The following is a 14,991-nucleotide window of genomic DNA, read 5'->3' as shown; positions in this document are numbered from 1 at the left end:
CGTTGACCCCGGTATGGACGAGACACTCGATCTGCTGGACGGAGTGAGCGCGCCATCTGAAACTGATCAGCGCCGGCGAAGGGCGCCCTTTGGCGGTGCTTCTCGGGCTCCTCGACGACGCCGAGCTGCCCGGGGACATCTGCCGGGCCGCGGGCGAGATGCGGTTCCGTCTCGGCTCCCGTGCCGCCTGAACCGCGGGGGCGAAGGTCCCTCACGGGACCGTCGCCCCCGCGCAACTGCCGGTGCTCAGCGCCCGGCCGCCCAGGTGTTCCCTGATGGAGTACGGGGTCGGGCGGAGGCCTCCATGTACCTGGATGCGGAACTGCTGATCAGGCCGGAGCGCGTTCAGAGCCTGCGCTCAAACCAAGGTTCAGCTGTTCCAGGTTTCGGTGTAGGAGTCCGCCACCGTGACCTTCGCCCAGTAGTTGGAGACGTGGCAGCTCCGGAACTGATGAGTGACGTAGACCTGGTATACCCGCTTCTTGATACCGATCTTGTAGGTGACCCGCTTGCGTGCAGGGACCACGATCATCGTGGACTTCCCCTTCGAGATGGACGCACTGGCCTCGACGCTCACCCCGAGCTTGGAGCTGATCTCCGCCGCGGCCAGCTCGAGCTTGCCCCCGATCTCACCCTCGATGCCGCCCTTCAGGCTGGCGCTGATGTCCGCGGTGATGCTCTCGCGCACAGAGGCATCGCCGCGGCGGTTGTCGACGACCCCCGACGCAACCACCTTGTGCCACTGGGACGAGATCTCCGTGTACTTGCGCTTGTAGGCGTCGTCACAGACCTCGCCCGCGGACGCGGGCGTCGCCGAGAGCCCGATCAGCCCGCCGGCGAACACGGCTGACGCGGTGGTGGCCGTGACGAACTTACGCACAGAAGTGCCCATGCTGTTTCCCCTCTTGAGGCTCCACCCTGGTCAGTGGCGGAGCTCCCAGAACCTCTGCCGGCCCATTCGGCCGGTACGCACATAAGAGGCGGGCAGGTCCGAAAAGGATTCACCACCGGCAGCCAGACTCCCGACGACCTCATGAAGGCGCCGGACCGGACGTGACCCAGGCCAAGGACGACGCCCCTCCCACCCTCGTGGCCGCCCGTGAACGCCTCGCGGCCGACCGTACCGATGCCCTCGCGCGGGCGGCCTCGCCGAGAAGCGGCTTCGGTGGATCGTCGCGGCGAACGCCCTGGCCGCCATTGACGGCAAGCACGCTCCCGAGGGAGGCAGCACCGACTTCTGACCCTGATGGCACAGGGCACGCGAGCACCTCGAAGAACTCGACCGCGCACTGGAACGTCTCGAACAGGGACAGCACGGACAGTGCGAAGGCGGCGGGATGATTCCGCCCGAACACCTGGAGAAAAGACGCCCGCACTTTGGCGCCCAGTTATGCGGCGCTGGATGTCGGCACCACAACAGGCCGACGGCCGGTTCTCCGCTGCCGGCGCTGCCGTGGTCGACGAAGGCCAGCAAGGGTGGCGTCCGAAATGTTGGGGGAACGGGCGGGGCCCCGCAGGGGCCCGGGCTCACGCCACGCCGTCCGTATCCCGGTCGGACCGGGGCCATACGTACGGCAGGTCGTCCGGTACACCCGGGAAGCGCTCTCGGTAGAGGGCCGGGGCCTTGCGCACCAGCGCTGACTGATGGCTCCGATGGAGGTCCGGTGCGCCCAGCCACGGTGGCCGGTCCCCATCCGCGGCCAACTGCTCCTGCGTCCGGGGGCGCCCCCCGAATACGACGCCCCGAGTTGCACCGCCGGGTGCCTGCGCCACCCGTAGCCCGGAACGACCAGTCCACGCAGCACCTGCACGGCCTCGACACGCTGCTTGCCGGGCCTTCGCACATCCAGCACAGCTGCCGAGGCGTGGAACGACGAAAACGGAAGGAACGTCTGCACAAGGTCTCCCTCCGAGACAGCGGTGCAACCGGTACTCACGCCGTGTGACGCCGCTGCCCTGCGGGCACGGTGCGAGCCTGGCAGAGGATCCGGAGTAACGCGCCCGCACACATCCCGCCGGTCGATCGGATCCCGGCCTCCCCATGTGGCGCAACGAACGGCACGGGCCGACCTCGCACCGAGAGCTCCTGGTCCGAATTGCGCGAGATGCGGCGTGATCGAGGTACGCGCACCATGACCGTGACATCCCACCGTCGATGGAGGTTCCGCCATGCCCCGAGGCTCCAGCCCCAAGCGCGAGCGTCAGTACGAACACATCAAGGAATCGGGTGAGCACCGCGGTATGTCGGAGAGCCGTGCGAAGGAGATGGCCTCGCGAACGGTGAACAAGGAACGCGCCCGTTCCGGGGAGAGCCAGACGGCGAGCCGCAGCTCCACCCAGGGCACGTCCGCCTCGCAGCGCGGCGGTGAGAAGTCCCGCGGCGGCAGCTCCTCCGAACGTACCAAGGACGACCTCTACCAGGAGGCGAAGAAGCGCGGCGTCGAGGGTCGCTCCACGATGACCAAGCAGCAGCTGAAGAACGCCCTCGACCGCTGACGGCGGGACGCGCCCTCGCGGGCAGGGCAGTCTGCCCCGCCCTGGCTCGGGTGCTGCTCGCGCGATGCGCCCCGTCCATGCCGTTCCGGTAGCAGAAGGAGTCCCCGTGGCCGTCCGTCATCAGCTCATCCGGCGCCCCCCTCGAAGTGTGTGGGCCGTACTCGCCGACCCGACCTTGTACGGGGAGTGGGTGGTGGGCCCATCCGAGTCCACACCGCTCGATCAGCTCTGGCCGGAGGTAGGGTCCCGGCTCCGCTACACCGTGCGGTTGGGCCCCTGGTCAGCCGAAGGAGTGACGACGGTGCGTCACAGGGAACTCGGCAAGGAGCTGGAGCTGGAGGCGTCGTTCAAGTCGCTGGGCACCGCGAGGATCTTCCTCCAGCTCCGGCCGTGGGGCGAGGAGACTCTCGTCGTCTGCGACGAGCATCCCCTGCGCGGCCTGGGCGGGTCCCTGCACAACTCCGTGATCGAGGCGGCCCTGCAGCTGCGGCACCGGGGCATGCTGCCCCGCCTGGCCAGGGTCGTGGAGCAGCAGCCCGGCGAGGTGCTCCGTGCCTGACGCAGTGGTGATCGGCGCCGGCCCCAACGGGTTGGTGGCTGCGAACCTGCTGCTCGACGCCGGGTGGAGCGTGGAGGTCCTGGAGGCGCAGGAGGAGCCCGGAGGCGCCGTCCGCAGTGACCGCGGGGTGCACCCGGACTACGTCTCGGACGTCTTCAGCGCCTTCTACCCGCTGGCCGCCGCCTCCCCGGTCCTCGCCCGGCTCGACCTGGCCGCAGAGGGCTTGCGGTGGAGCCATGCCCCGTCCGTACTGGCCCACCCGCTGCTGGACGGCCGGTGCGCGGTGCTGGAGCGCCGGGTGCAGGACACCTGCGCCGGCCTGGCCGGTTTTGCGGCTGCCGACGCCGACGCCTGGGAGAACTTGTACCGGACGTGGGCCCGGGTGGGGCCGGACCTCGTACAGGCCCTGTTCACGCCCTTCCCCCCGGTCCGCTCCGGGCTCCGGCTGGCTGCGAAACTCCGCACCGCCGGGGGGCTGCGGCTGGCCCGGAAGCTGGCCCTGCCGGTGCGCCGTCTGGGCGAGGAGGAGTTCGCCGGGGACGGGGGCCGGCTCCTGCTGGCCGGGAACGCCCTGCACTCCGACCTGGCCCCGGAGGCGGCGGGCAGCGGTGGTTTCGGCTGGCTGATGGCGATGCTCGGGCAGAGCCACGGCTTCCCGGTCCCCGTCGGCGGGGCCGGCGCCCTGACCGCGGCGCTCGTGAGCCGCCTGCGGCGCAAGGGAGGTGTTTTGCGCTGCGGACAGCGGGTCGCGTCCATCGTCGTACGCGGTGGCACGGCGGTCGGGGTCAGGACCGCGGGCGGGGAGACCGTCGGCGCGCGGCGGGCGGTGCTCGCCGATACGTCGGCGACGGCCCTGTACCGGGACCTCGTGGGCGAGGAGCACTTGCCCTCCCGCCTTCTGCGGGACCTGGAACGCTTTCAGTGGGACTTCTCGACCTTCAAGGTCGACTGGGCACTGACCGGCCCGGTGCCGTGGACGGCGCCGCAGGCCACCGGGGCGGGGACGGTCCACGTGGCCGACGGTGTCGACGGCCTGACCCGGTTCGCCGCGCAGATCGCCATGGGGCAGGTCCCCGACGAGCCGTTCGCCCTGCTCGGCCAGATGACCACGGCGGACCCCAGCCGCTCACCCGCCGGCACGGAATCGGCGTGGGCCTACACCCACCTCCCCCAACGCATCACCGCCGACGCCGGCCCCGACCGCATCACCGGCCGCTGGGACACCCGCGAACAGGAAGCCATGGCCGACCGCCTCGAAGCACAGGTGGAACGCTTCGCACCCGGCTTCCGCGGGCTCATCGGCGCCCGCCGGATCCTGGCCCCCAACACGCTGCAGGCCATGAACGAGAACCTCCACAACGGCGCCATCAACAACGGCACCACCGCCCTCCACCAACAGGCGATCTTCCGCCCCACCCCCGGCACCGGCCGGCCCGAGACGCCCGTCAAGGGCCTCTACCTCGCCTCCGCGGCCGCCCACCCCGGCGGCGGAGTCCACGGCGCGCCCGGGGCGAACGCCGCCCGGGCCGCCCTGCGCGCCCACGGCCTCCACGCCCTGCTCCACCGCGCCCAACGTGTTTGACGCATACGGTCCCGTACGACTACGCACGAGTGGCACCGGGCTGTCGTACGCGCGTCTCGGATGAACAGCATCCGGCCAGCGTTCGCCCACGAGGTACGGCGCTTCCACCCCGCCAGGGGACCGAGCAGCCATTGGTCTCCCGACGTCGACGAGACCACCGGCGGGACAGCCCGAGCGCCCACCGCTCCTTCCACCCCCGAGCAGTACGGCCCCGCCAGGGGCCCCGGCCGGAAACCGCACGGCAGACCCGCGATGAGCATCAGCAGTCGCGGCGAGGACCGGAGCACGGCGGGCAGCGACGACGGCAGGCGTGACTGACCCCCGAGGGCCGCTCGCGGCGCTCCAGCGGCACCAAGGGCGCATCCGCCTCCACTGGCATCGACCCGACGCGGGATCCGCCGGGAAGGCGCAGCGCGGGCGCCCCCGGGCCGTTCGTGCAGCCGCTTCGGCCCGGGAGCGCTACGGCCCTCGGTCAGCTCTCCCGGCGGGCAGTCTTGGCGTTCGCGGCGGCCCGATGCTGCGCATCGCTGCTCGGAGTCGATGCGTCGCCGGCCTCGCCTTCGTGCGTGTCGGGAAGCACCGCTTCCTCCGCTTCCTTTCGGGCCTCCGGGTCTCCGCTTTCGCCGGGAGCCTGCGACGGAGGGGTCGGCGCCGGGTTGTGCTTCCTGATCTTGGTCATCGCGCACTCCGTTCATCGCTCATCACATTCACATCGGTGTGCTCTGCGCCTGCCCCGTTCGGCACTCACATCACATCGGCCACGAACACGGGTCCTGCCCGAGCCGTCGCAGCGCCTCACGGCTTGATCGTCATCCCGCACATCGAGTGACGACGGATGCGAGCTCCCGCCCGTCGGCCTGCAGCCGGCGCGCGGGGCGGTCGCAGTTCATGGGGCGAGGATGAAGAGGTCGCGTGTGCCGGTGATGTCCAGAAGCCTCAGGACCTGCCCGGGGAGTCCGCGCAGTTCCAGCGTTCCTTGCTCGGCTTCGGCGCGGTTGCGGAGGGTGAGGAGCATGTTGAGGCCGCTGGAGTCCATGAAGGTGACGGCCGACAGATCCAGGACGAGAGTGTTTCCGTCGAGGGTGAGGGTGTCGGTGGTCGCGGTGACGCGCGGGCAGGTGTCCATGTCGAGTGCCCCTGTGAGGGTCAGGACGGTCCGGGGCTCGCTGGGCGTGGCCGTGTCGGTGTTCTGGAGGGAATGCATGGTCGTCGGATCCGCCTTCGGGTCGGAGCCCATTACGGTCGGCTCCCGGATTCGGGCGGAAGAGGCCGTCAAGCGCGCGGCCGTCCGGGGCCGCGCAAAGCCGAGCGAGACCACCCGTGCCCTCCACTGGCCATCCGTAGCTGGCCTCTGGCGGCGCGGGGTCTCCCACCAGACCAGGCTGGTTGTTCCCCGAGCGTGTCACGCTCCCGCCGCGAAGGCCAGACCCAACTCGGCCATGCCCTCCGACCAGGGGCAGGGCCGCGCCCGGCGGTCTGCCCATGAGTCTTACCAGGGGGCGTGGGCGCAGATGGTTTTGCCGCCGGCAGGGGTGGGTTCGGTGTGGGTGTGGTTGGTGAGGCGGTCGATGAGGTGCCATCCGTAGCCTCCGCTCCCATTGGTCTGGGGCAGACGACGCTCCGCGGGTTTGGGGCTGGTGTCGGTGACGCGGATCTCGATGTGGTCGTCGTGGAGTTCGAGGTGGAGGGCGGCGGGCCCGTCGGTGTGGCGGAGCGCGTTGGTGACGAGTTCGGTGACGACCAGGAGGACCGCATCGGCGTACTCGGGCCGGGCAGGGGCGCGGACCTGCGCTGCGTGGTGGAGGAAGTCGTCGGTGGCACCCCGTGCTGTCGTCGTGGGCAGGCCGGTGCGTGGCACGGGCCGGTCGAGGATGAGCATGTGCGGGACCACGGAGTCTCCCTCCACACGGGTTGGCTTGCACTGCGCCTGCCCGCCTGTGCGGGTGCCCACCCTTGTTCGGCTCTTCCGTCAGTCGTGCCTGCCCTCGTGGCCAGGTGCTCGTCCGGGTGCTTTCGCTCTCGTTGTGGGGGCCGTGCCAGTCGAGGCAGACGACGGTGGCGTCGTCCTTGGGCGGGCCGCCGTCGTAGGCGTCGCTGACCGCGCCGACCAGGGTGCGCGCGACTTCCCGCGGGTGCTGGGTGGCGGTTTAGGGCAGGAGCGCGGGGAGGTCGACCGTTTCGGCGTCGCGTTCCTGCATGCCGTCGGTATGGAGCAGGAGCCGATCCCCAGGCCGCAGGCTGAGGTCCTGCACCGTGTAGGGGTGCGTGAGCGAGGCGCAGCCGACGGGCGGGTCACGACCAGGCACATCTCTGTGACCGCCCCGTCGCGCAGGAGAAGGGGCCAGGGGTGGCCTGCGTTGACGAGCTGCGCGCTGCTTCCGTCGAGGGCCATGCGCAGGAGCTGGCCGGTTGCCGTGGACTGGCGACCGTGGTCGAGGAGGGCCTGGCGGGCCTGCTCGGCCAGGGTTTCTCCGGCGCGGCGGGCGCCACGGGAGGCATTGACCAGCAGAGTGGCCATCAGGGACGCGTCGACGTCGTGGCCTATGGCGCCGGTGATCGACAAGTGCAGGGTGTGGGTGTCGAGGCTGTGGTCGTAGGTGTCCCCGGCGGTGGAGGAGGCGGGGACCAGTGCGCCGGCGAGGGTGAACTGCGGGGCTTCGCAGGTGGCGGCGACTCCGTAGAGTCACGCAGTTCTGTTGCCCACCCCGAGAAAGCCGACGTGAAGGCGGTCTCACGCCGGGAGGAGGGCGTACCCCAGCGGCCCAGAAGGCGTTGGTGGACGGGATTGTGCTGTGGACGCTCTCGGAACTGGGGGATCTCGACGCGTTCGACGAGCGCTTCGACGCCAAGATGAGCCACAACCGCCTCCCTCAACCCGGTGAGGAGGTGGAGGCGGCGAAGAAGAAGCCTCCGGGCGAGTCGCTTGCCGTCCCGAGCGCCAAGCACTGACTGCGGGCCCGGCCGGCTCGTTCAGCTGAACGCCTCTTCCACGGGGACTATGCGCCCCCTCGCCGCCCGCCCGCGGGCTTGCGGGCGGGCGGGACCGACGACGGCGTCAGAGGTTGGCCGGGAAGCGGTCCCATGCTCGGTGCTCCCCCAGTGCCTGCGTCAGCTCCTCAACCATCGCCCTGCTGGTTTCGCCGACGGCGATGCCCGGCTCATCCGCAGTGATGCCGGCGGATGCCAGTAGCCGCTCCGCGCCGTTCCAGCCGCCGATGGCCTTGCCGTGGCGGTACGCCTCGGTAAGGAGCAGCAGGACGCGCGGGTCGACGGCTTGCGGGGGCTGAGCGGTTCCGGCCTTGGCGTCGCGGGCGCCGTAGGCATCTGCGCCGGCTTGGGGCTCACCAGCCACGAGGAGGGCGTCGAACTCGACGGAGCGGGCGGCGGCGTAAGTCCGCTGGATATGGATCGGGTCGTCGCCGTCGGAGTCGAGGGTCCCGCCGGTGGGTGCGATGACGAGGGGGACCATGCCGGAGTCCAGGATGGCGTGCCGGGCGGTGCGTACGCCGTCCAAGTCGGCCTCCGCGTCGGCGATGATGCCGATCACGCGGCCATCGGTCGGCCAAGTCCCGCCCATCTGGGAGAGAGCCGGGCTGGGGTCGGGCGCGGTGAGCGGCTCGGAGGCCGCAGGAGCAGGCAGGCCGAGTCCGGTGGCGACCTCCTCGCACAGTTCCGTGTCGATGTTCGCGAGGACCTGGAGGGTGCGTTCCTTGATGGCCTGCTCGTAGCACTTGTTCAGTTCGAAGGTGTAGGCGGCGATGATGTGTTCGCGCTCGGGCGGAGTCATGCTGAGCCAGAAGAGCCGCGGTTGGGTGAAGTGGTCCGAGAACGAGGCCGGTGCCTCGCGGACCTTGCTCGCCGCCGGAACCTTCACCGGCGTCTCGATGAAGGCGCTCATGTCGGCGCCGGCGAGGAACGGGCAGCCTCCGTCGAGGCTGTTGGGATGGTAGGGGGCGACGCCGGTGTGGACGGCGGTCTGGTGCATGCCGTCGCGGAGCATGTCGTTGACGGGCGCGTGCGGCCGGTTGATCGGGATCTGGCCGAAGTTCGGGCCGCCGAGCCGGCTGATCTGCGTGTCGAGGTAGGAGAACAGCCGGCCGGCCAGCAGCGGATCGTCGGTGACGTCGATGCCCGGGACCAAGTGTCCGGGGTGGAAGGCAACCTGTTCGGTCTCCGCGAAGTAGTTTTTGGTGTTCGCGTTCAGGGTCATGAGCCCGATGGGCTGGACCGGCGCGAGCTCCTCCGGCACGATCTTCGTCGGGTCGAGGAGGTCGATGCCCTCGAAGGTCTGCTCCGGGGTGTCCGGAAAGACCTGGATGCCCAGCTCCCACTGCGGGAACGCGCCGGACTCGATCGCGTCGGAGAGGTCCCGGCGGTGGAAATCGGGATCCATGCCGTTGATCAGCTGTGCCTCTTCCCAGACCAGGGAGTGCACGCCCAGCTTCGGCTTCCAGTGGAACTTCACCAGCACGCTCTCCTCGGCCGCGTTGACCAGACGGAACGTGTGGACCCCGAAACCCTCCATCATCCGATAGGACCGCGGGATCCCGCGGTCGGACATGTTCCAGAGGGTGTGGTGGGTCGCTTCGGTGTGCAGGGACACGAAGTCCCAGAACGTGTCGTGCGCGCTCTGCGCCTGAGGGATCTCCCGGTCCGGGTGCGGCTTCGCGGCGTGGATCACGTCCGGGAACTTGATCGCGTCCTGGATGAAGAACACCGGGATGTTGTTCCCCACCAGGTCAAAGGTGCCCTCTTCGGTGTAGAACTTCGTCGCGAAGCCACGGGTGTCGCGGACCGTGTCGGCCGAGCCGCGCGAACCGAGGACGGTGGAAAACCTCACGAACACGGGTGTCTCCACGTCCTTGGCGAGGAACGCAGCCTTGGACACTTCGCCCGCCGTGCCGTACCCCTGAAAAACCCCGTGGGCGGCGGCGCCGCGCGCGTGGACGACCCGCTCCGGGATCCGCTCGTGGTCAAAATGTGTGATCTTCTCGCGCAGGTGATGGTCCTGGAGCAGGACGGGGCCGCGCGCTCCGGCCTTCAGGGAGTGATCGGTGTCGGGGAGCCGAGCGCCTTGGGCGGTGGTCAGGTACGCGCCGCTCTGCGCCACGCGCGCCTGGTCCGCTCCCGTGGGCTGCCCGGTGGGGCTCACCGTTTCGGGGCCGTCCTGGTCCTGCTTCGGGGGCAGCGGTTCCCCCGGCTGCATGGGCTCGGCCACGGGCGGGGGTACCGGGCCGGGTTGGCCTGGCAGTTCGTTCCTGGCGGCGTCTCCTGCTGGCTGCTGCTTCTTCGCCATGGTCGTTCTCCTTATGGGCGCCGGTGTGGTGGCGGAGGCAAGGGCGACGCGTGTTTGAGCCCCGTCAGCCCTGCTCTCCAGATCGCGGATGGGGGCCGGTGCGGAACGGGCCTGCGCATGCGAGCCCCGCAGGTTATGGGAGGGGAGTTCCGCCGGTGGCGTTGAGGATCTCCCCCGTGATGTAGCTGGCTTGGGGTGAGGCCAAGAAGACGTAGGCGGGAGCCATCTCGGCCGGCTGGGCCGCTCGGCCCAGGGGTGACTGTTTGCCGAACTCCGTCACGTCGGGCATGGTCGCCGGGATGAGCGGCGTCCAGACCGGCCCGGGGGCGACGGCGTTGACGCGGATGCCGCGCTCGGCGACCATCTGCGCCAGCCCGTGAGTGAAGGAGATGATGGCGGATTTCGTCATCGCGTAGTCCAGCAGGTGCGGGCTGGGCTGGTAGCCCTGCACCGAAGCGGTGTTGATGATCGATCCACCCCGCGGAATGTGGGCGAGGGCCGCGCGGGAGAGCCAGAACATTCCATACAGGTTGGTCTTCATCACCCGGTCGAACTGCTCCGTGGTGATGGCCTCGATCCCGTCGGGCTGGGACATCTGATACGCGGCGTTGTTGACCAGGATGTCGATGCGCCCGAACTCGTTCGTGACGCGGTCGATGAGGGCCTCGCACTGCGCCTCGTCACGAATGTCGCACAGGACGGGGATGGCCTCGCGGCCTGACGCGCCGACCAGACGTGCGGTCTCGGCCGCCTCGTCGGCTTCCTCGGGCAGGTGGGTGAAGACGACGTCCGAGCCCTCACGTGCGAAGGCCAGGCACACAGCTCGGCCGATCCCGGAATCGCCTCCCGTGACCAGCGCGGCGCGGTCCAGGAGCACGCCGTGGCCCTGGTAGGAGTCCTCGCCGTGATCGGGGCGGGGATCCATGTCCTCGGTCGAGCCGGGGTGCTCCTGCTCTTGGCCGGGGAACGGCGGGCGTGGGTGGCGGGTGACGGGGTCGGAAACGCGGGGTGCTTTCCGGGACGACATTTCGTTTCTCCGGTCTCCAGGGCGCGCAAGGGCTGACTGCGGGTCAGTTCGCCGGATAGGAGGCTGCCTTGAGGCGGCGGGCGAGGTGGGCGGTGTTCGCGGCGAGGGTGGCCGTCGTGCCGGCCGTCTTCTCGGGGGTCTGGTCGAGGTCCTGGTAGTCGGTGCCCTGCATGGCTTCGCCGACCCAGTAGGTGACGGCATTGGGGGCGAGGGAGAACCCGACGTCGTTGAGTCCCTGGAAGAGGTCGGCACTGACTTTGTGGGCGCCGTCCTCGTTGCCGACGACGCAGACTGCGGCCACCTTGCCGTAGGTGAGCATGCGGCCCTCATCGTCCGTCTCGGAGATCTCCGCGTTCAGACGCTCCATGACCCGCTGGGCGACGCTGGAGGGGTGGCCGAGCCAGATCGGCGTGGACAGGATCAGGATGTCGCAGCCCAGGATCGTGTCGCGGATCTCCGGCCATGCGTCGCCGTCGCCCATGTCGGTCTTCACACCGGCCTTCACGTCGTGGTCGGCGATCCGGATGGTCTTCCCCGTGACGCCGTGCTCGGCGAGAGCGGCCATGGTCTGCTCCGCCAGCAGCTGGGAGCTGGAGGGCGCGGGCGAGGGCGAGAGGGTGCAGACGAGCGAGACAGCACGGAGCGGCGTGTGATTGTTGGGGTCCATGATGACCGGCTACCCCCACACCCCGCATTGATGTCGCAAGCGGCCCCATTCACCCCCTTTGGTTCACTCGATCAGAGTGCGGGTGGGAATACGAGGGGCCCTGGCCTCGGCCACTGATCGAAGTCGCGGGCCGGGCGTCCGCCAGCGGCGGCGTCTACGGCGCTCAAGGTCTGACGGCCCGTTTCAGCTCCTGCTTGTTCATGTGGGAGCGGCCTTCGATGCCTCGCGCCTACGCTTCTCGGCGTAGTTCCTGCACGGTCGGGTGGGAGGACCCGCCGACGCTGCGACTGCCCCGCTTTGCGGTGGAGGCGCGGCGACTGCGGCCATCGGGGTGGAGAACGACCTTGGTCCAGCCGTCGTCGCGGTTGTCAAAGTGCTCGTAGGCCGCGGACGCCTCGTCGAGGCTGAGTTCGTGGGAGACGAGGAAGCTGGGTTCGGCTTTGCCTCCGGCGATCAGGTCACGCAGGGCCCGGTTGTAGCGCTTGACGGGCGCCTGGCCGGTGCCGATGTGCTGGCCCTTGAACCAGAGCAGGCCGAAGTCGAGCGGTACCTTCCCCTGGGCTTCAAGCCCGCCCTGCGCCTCGTCGCCTCCTGGGTCCTCGGGGAGGAACACGCCGACCACGCCGATGCCACCGGTGAACCGGACGGAGTCGATGAGCCCGTTCATGGTCAGGGTGGCGTCCTCGTTGCCCTGCGGGTCGTGGGCCTGGTAGCCGACGCATTCGCAGCCGTTGTCCGCGCCCAGGCCGAGGGTGGCTTCCTTGACGACCTCGGCCGGATCCTGTTCGGCCGTGTTGATGGCGATGGCGCCGATCTCCTCGGCGAGGCGGAGCCGGTCGGGCTGGTGGTCGGCCACCCATACGCGGCCGGCGCCCCTGAGGATCGCGGAGTAGGCGGCCATCAGGCCGACCGGCCCCGCGCCGTAGACGAGCGTCTGGTCACCTGGCTTCACACCTGCCATTTCGGTGGCGTGGTAGCCGGTGGGGAAGATGTCGGCCAGCATCACGTAGTCGAGCTGCCGCTCGGGGGCGTCCTCGCCGAGGCGCAGGGCGTTGAAGTCGCCGTACGGTACGCGCAACAGTTCCGCCTGGCCGCCCTGGTAGGGGCCCATCTCGGCAAAGCCGTAAGCGGCGCCGGCCATGTCCGGTTGGGGCTGCATGGTGAGGCAGTAGTTGGTCAGACCCTGCTCACACTGCTTGCAGAAGCCGCAGGCGATGTTGAACGGCAGGACCACCCAGTCGCCGACCTTGACCTTGCTGACCGCCTTGCCCACCTCGACGACCTGGCCGAGGTTCTCGTGACCGAGGGTCCGGCCCGTCTCGAAGGAGGTCCGGCCTTCATACATGTGCAGGTCGGAGCCGCAAATATTGGCGGTCGTGATCTTTACCAGGATGTCGCCAGGGTGCTCGACCTTCGCGTCCGGGACGTCCTTGACCGTCACCGTCCGCGGTCCTTCGTACACTGCCGCTTTCATGGTGTTTCCTTGCCGGCGCCACACTTCACCGAACGCTCCACGACGGGTGGCGGCACCTGTGGGAGGGGCGGCGCGGCCGGGCTCGGCGTGCGACTCGACCGCGGGGCGACGTCCGTCTGCCTCGGCTGACGTCTCTCCTATCCCGCCTACCCCTCCACACCATGCGAACCGTGTCCCGATCGATTTCTCAGGTACTGGCGAGACCTCGCAGGCCCGACCGCAGATCGACCAGGAGCCGGCCGGCGTCCGTGAGGAGCGTGCCCTGCAAGGCGTGCACGGCCGGGGAGGCTTCCAGGGTGGTCCGTTCCTGCTGCTGCACCCGATCGAGTTCTGCGGACGCTTCGTCGATCTTCGCACCGAGCAGGTCCGAATCGGTGTGAGACGCCCGGCCGATTTCCTCCGTCGTGGCGGCCACGGCGCGCAGGACTGCGCTGAATCGAGGACGGAAAGCGGCCGGGAGGTTCCCGAGTTCCCCGCTGTCGAGGGCGTAGTCCAGGGTTCGGGTCATGGAGCGAAGGTGGTCCATGCTGCGTTCGGCGACGGAGATCGCCTCCCCAGCGCGGGGAAGTGCCTCGCCGGAGCCGCTGCTGGTGCGGCGTGGGTTCATGCGGCCGTTTTCGATCTCGGCGTCGATGGTGTGGCGGATGCGCTCGCATTCGGCGGACAGTCTGTGCCAGTCGTGGCGCCATTGGCGCAGGTGGCTCCGGTCGGGATCCTCTGCTTCGAGGGTGTCGGCAAGATCGTTGAGGCGCTGGGCCATGGTGGTGTAGAGGTCGGTGACGGCTTGCTGCCGGTGGCCGGTGTGCCGGGCGGGCGCGAGCGCGAGATGGGCGGCGAGACCGCAAAGGGCGCCGATGCCCACGGACGTGATCAGATGACCGATGTAGTCGATCTGTCCTTGGCCGGAGGAGAACGCGAAGAAGCCGACGATGGCCACCTGAGGGCCCTGCTGGCCAAAGCGCCGGATCTTGCCGACGCAGAGGGCGAACAGCGTGAGGAGGCCGAACGTCCATCCGTGGACGCCTGCCACGGCCGCCAGGGTGGCGGCGAGCGTGGCTCCCGCTGCCATCGCCAGAACGTACTGGAGGCAGTCCCGCACCGAGCGGTACACGGTGGCCTGCAGTGCCACCAGCGCGGTGAACGGCGCGAACGTCGAGACGGCAGGCGGCAGCAGGTAACGCGCCAGGACCCACGCCGCCATCGCCGCGACCACGGTCTTGGCACCGAGCAGTAGCTCGTCCCGCTCGCTCCCGGCTCCCTGCGCAGCGCGTCGCAGGTAGCCGGCCCGCTCCGTAGCCGCCAACCAGATCCTTCGTGGCGCATCCACCCGTCTAGGCAAGATCGACCACCTCCGATAGGCGCCTGCCCCGCCGACTGCGCTCGACGCCTGAATCAACGCCACAAGGGCCATCAAAGAGTTGCGACGTGAGGCTCGGACCCTTGACGATCTTGGTCGATCTCCGCTCCTTCGCGATCTCGCGGGTGAGGAAGAAGTTCAGGAGGGTCTGGATCGCGGCGATAGCCGCCAACTGCCCAGCCGGGCCGAGGGCGAGCCACACCGGGACGAGGCCGGTGCCGTACTCCAGAGTGGTGGCGGAACGTCTCTCAGGTGTCGGTGGGCGTCGGCGTGTGGTCTGGATGGTTGCGGGTTCGACGGGCCGTCTTGAGGTGGGCCTCCAGGAGGTGGTCGCGTCCGGCGGCCAGCTCGTCGACGATGTCGCGCTCCATCGCGGCGAAAGGCCGGTAATAGGTGTCGTTGTAGGCCTCGATGATCTGGAAGGTCCAGTGGCCCGGGATGACGTTGCGGCCCACGATCGCGTGCTCCACCCGCGCCGCCTGCTCCTCGTGCCCGGCTTCGCGCAGCAGCCGGACGGCGTCACCGAGCTCGAA

13 protein-coding genes and 4 pseudogenes are annotated in these 14,991 nt (G+C 69.6%); 4 read left to right on the top strand and 13 right to left on the bottom strand.

All coding sequences use genetic code 11. The features are described from left to right. Window positions 1-370: 370 nt before the first annotated feature. Window positions 371-892, bottom strand: coding sequence for a hypothetical protein (locus IE248_RS35955; RefSeq protein WP_190032987.1), 522 nt, complete (start codon window positions 890-892; stop codon window positions 371-373). Window positions 893-1,527: 635 nt separating this feature from the next. Then, a pseudogene (locus IE248_RS38000) lies at window positions 1,528-1,898 on the bottom strand (pyrimidine dimer DNA glycosylase/endonuclease V). A 271-nt stretch (window positions 1,899-2,169) separates the two neighbouring features. On the opposite strand from IE248_RS38000, the gene IE248_RS35950 reads away from it, so the two are divergent. The 3 genes from IE248_RS35950 (at window position 2,170) to IE248_RS35940 (ending at window position 4,637) form a co-directional block, all read left to right on the top strand. Next, window positions 2,170-2,496, top strand: a complete 327-nt coding sequence (locus IE248_RS35950) for a plasmid stabilization protein (protein ID WP_190032986.1) — start codon at window positions 2,170-2,172, stop codon at window positions 2,494-2,496. A gap of 64 nt (window positions 2,497-2,560) precedes the next feature. Beyond that, window positions 2,561-3,055 carry an SRPBCC family protein gene (locus tag IE248_RS35945; RefSeq protein WP_124289579.1) on the top strand — a complete coding sequence of 165 codons (495 nt, stop codon included), beginning with the start codon at window positions 2,561-2,563 and terminating at the stop codon, window positions 3,053-3,055. Continuing rightward, on the top strand, window positions 3,048-4,637 hold the full coding sequence (locus IE248_RS35940; RefSeq protein ID WP_190032985.1) for a phytoene desaturase family protein: 1,590 nt from the start codon (window positions 3,048-3,050) through the stop codon (window positions 4,635-4,637). Before IE248_RS35945 ends, IE248_RS35940 begins: the two co-directional genes overlap by 8 nt. Window positions 4,638-5,109: 472 nt before the next feature. Here IE248_RS35940 and IE248_RS35935 read toward each other — a convergent pair whose 3' ends face one another. The 4 genes and pseudogenes from IE248_RS35935 to IE248_RS37995 all read right to left on the bottom strand — a co-directional run. Then, window positions 5,110-5,316, bottom strand: a complete 207-nt coding sequence (locus IE248_RS35935) for a hypothetical protein (protein ID WP_190032984.1) — start codon at window positions 5,314-5,316, stop codon at window positions 5,110-5,112. A gap of 207 nt (window positions 5,317-5,523) precedes the next feature. Beyond that, complete coding sequence (locus tag IE248_RS35930; protein WP_190032983.1) at window positions 5,524-5,874, bottom strand: STAS domain-containing protein; 351 nt, start codon at window positions 5,872-5,874, stop codon at window positions 5,524-5,526. A 252-nt stretch (window positions 5,875-6,126) separates the two neighbouring features. Beyond that, on the bottom strand, window positions 6,127-6,528 hold the full coding sequence (locus IE248_RS35925) for an ATP-binding protein (RefSeq protein ID WP_124289582.1): 402 nt from the start codon (window positions 6,526-6,528) through the stop codon (window positions 6,127-6,129). Between the two features lie 133 nt (window positions 6,529-6,661). Beyond that, window positions 6,662-7,308: pseudogene (locus IE248_RS37995) on the bottom strand (PP2C family protein-serine/threonine phosphatase); the annotation flags it as partial. A gap of 104 nt (window positions 7,309-7,412) precedes the next feature. On the opposite strand from IE248_RS37995, the gene IE248_RS35915 reads away from it, so the two are divergent. Beyond that, on the top strand, window positions 7,413-7,586 hold the full coding sequence (locus IE248_RS35915) for a hypothetical protein (protein ID WP_190033019.1): 174 nt from the start codon (window positions 7,413-7,415) through the stop codon (window positions 7,584-7,586). A 106-nt stretch (window positions 7,587-7,692) separates the two neighbouring features. Here the strand turns inward: IE248_RS35915 and IE248_RS35910 are convergent, their stop codons facing one another. The 7 genes and pseudogenes from IE248_RS35910 to IE248_RS35885 all read right to left on the bottom strand — a co-directional run. Further along, the gene (locus tag IE248_RS35910; RefSeq protein ID WP_190032982.1) at window positions 7,693-9,933 is read right to left on the bottom strand and encodes a catalase; all 2,241 of its coding nucleotides are present in this window, start codon (window positions 9,931-9,933) and stop codon (window positions 7,693-7,695) included. A gap of 133 nt (window positions 9,934-10,066) precedes the next feature. Continuing rightward, entirely contained in the window at window positions 10,067-10,960 is an 894-nt protein-coding gene (locus IE248_RS35905; RefSeq protein WP_190032981.1) for an SDR family oxidoreductase, read from the bottom strand. Window positions 10,961-11,003: 43 nt separating this feature from the next. Then, entirely contained in the window at window positions 11,004-11,627 is a 624-nt protein-coding gene (locus IE248_RS35900) for a flavodoxin family protein (protein ID WP_008734702.1), read from the bottom strand. Window positions 11,628-11,856: 229 nt separating this feature from the next. Further along, entirely contained in the window at window positions 11,857-13,101 is a 1,245-nt protein-coding gene (locus IE248_RS35895) for a glutathione-independent formaldehyde dehydrogenase (protein ID WP_190032980.1), read from the bottom strand. Between the two features lie 187 nt (window positions 13,102-13,288). Then, entirely contained in the window at window positions 13,289-14,404 is a 1,116-nt protein-coding gene (locus tag IE248_RS35890) for an aromatic acid exporter family protein (RefSeq protein WP_229895779.1), read from the bottom strand. 145 nt (window positions 14,405-14,549) lie between these two features. Next, a pseudogene (locus IE248_RS38730) lies at window positions 14,550-14,636 on the bottom strand (DUF1622 domain-containing protein); the annotation flags it as partial. A 70-nt stretch (window positions 14,637-14,706) separates the two neighbouring features. Continuing rightward, a pseudogene (locus IE248_RS35885) lies at window positions 14,707-14,991 on the bottom strand (hypothetical protein); the annotation flags it as partial.

It is taken from the genome of Streptomyces goshikiensis (assembly GCF_014650555.1).
Lineage (GTDB): Bacteria > Actinomycetota > Actinomycetes > Streptomycetales > Streptomycetaceae > Streptomyces > Streptomyces goshikiensis.
Note: the sequence above shows the minus strand (reverse complement) of the source record. Positions and strands in the feature narration are given on the sequence as shown.

Coding starts and splice junctions, on each gene's coding strand:
- IE248_RS35910 (WP_190032982.1), bottom strand. CDS start 9,933: ATGGCGAAGAAGCAGCAGCCAGCAGGAGACGCCGCCAGGAACGAACTG.
- IE248_RS35935 (WP_190032984.1), bottom strand. CDS start 5,316: ATGACCAAGATCAGGAAGCACAACCCGGCGCCGACCCCTCCGTCGCAG.
- IE248_RS35905 (WP_190032981.1), bottom strand. CDS start 10,960: ATGTCGTCCCGGAAAGCACCCCGCGTTTCCGACCCCGTCACCCGCCAC.
- IE248_RS35955 (WP_190032987.1), bottom strand. CDS start 892: ATGGGCACTTCTGTGCGTAAGTTCGTCACGGCCACCACCGCGTCAGCC.
- IE248_RS35930 (WP_190032983.1), bottom strand. CDS start 5,874: ATGGGCTCCGACCCGAAGGCGGATCCGACGACCATGCATTCCCTCCAG.
- IE248_RS35945 (WP_124289579.1), top strand. CDS start 2,561: ATGCGCCCCGTCCATGCCGTTCCGGTAGCAGAAGGAGTCCCCGTGGCC.
- IE248_RS35900 (WP_008734702.1), bottom strand. CDS start 11,627: ATGGACCCCAACAATCACACGCCGCTCCGTGCTGTCTCGCTCGTCTGC.
- IE248_RS35895 (WP_190032980.1), bottom strand. CDS start 13,101: ATGAAAGCGGCAGTGTACGAAGGACCGCGGACGGTGACGGTCAAGGAC.
- IE248_RS35950 (WP_190032986.1), top strand. CDS start 2,170: ATGCCCCGAGGCTCCAGCCCCAAGCGCGAGCGTCAGTACGAACACATC.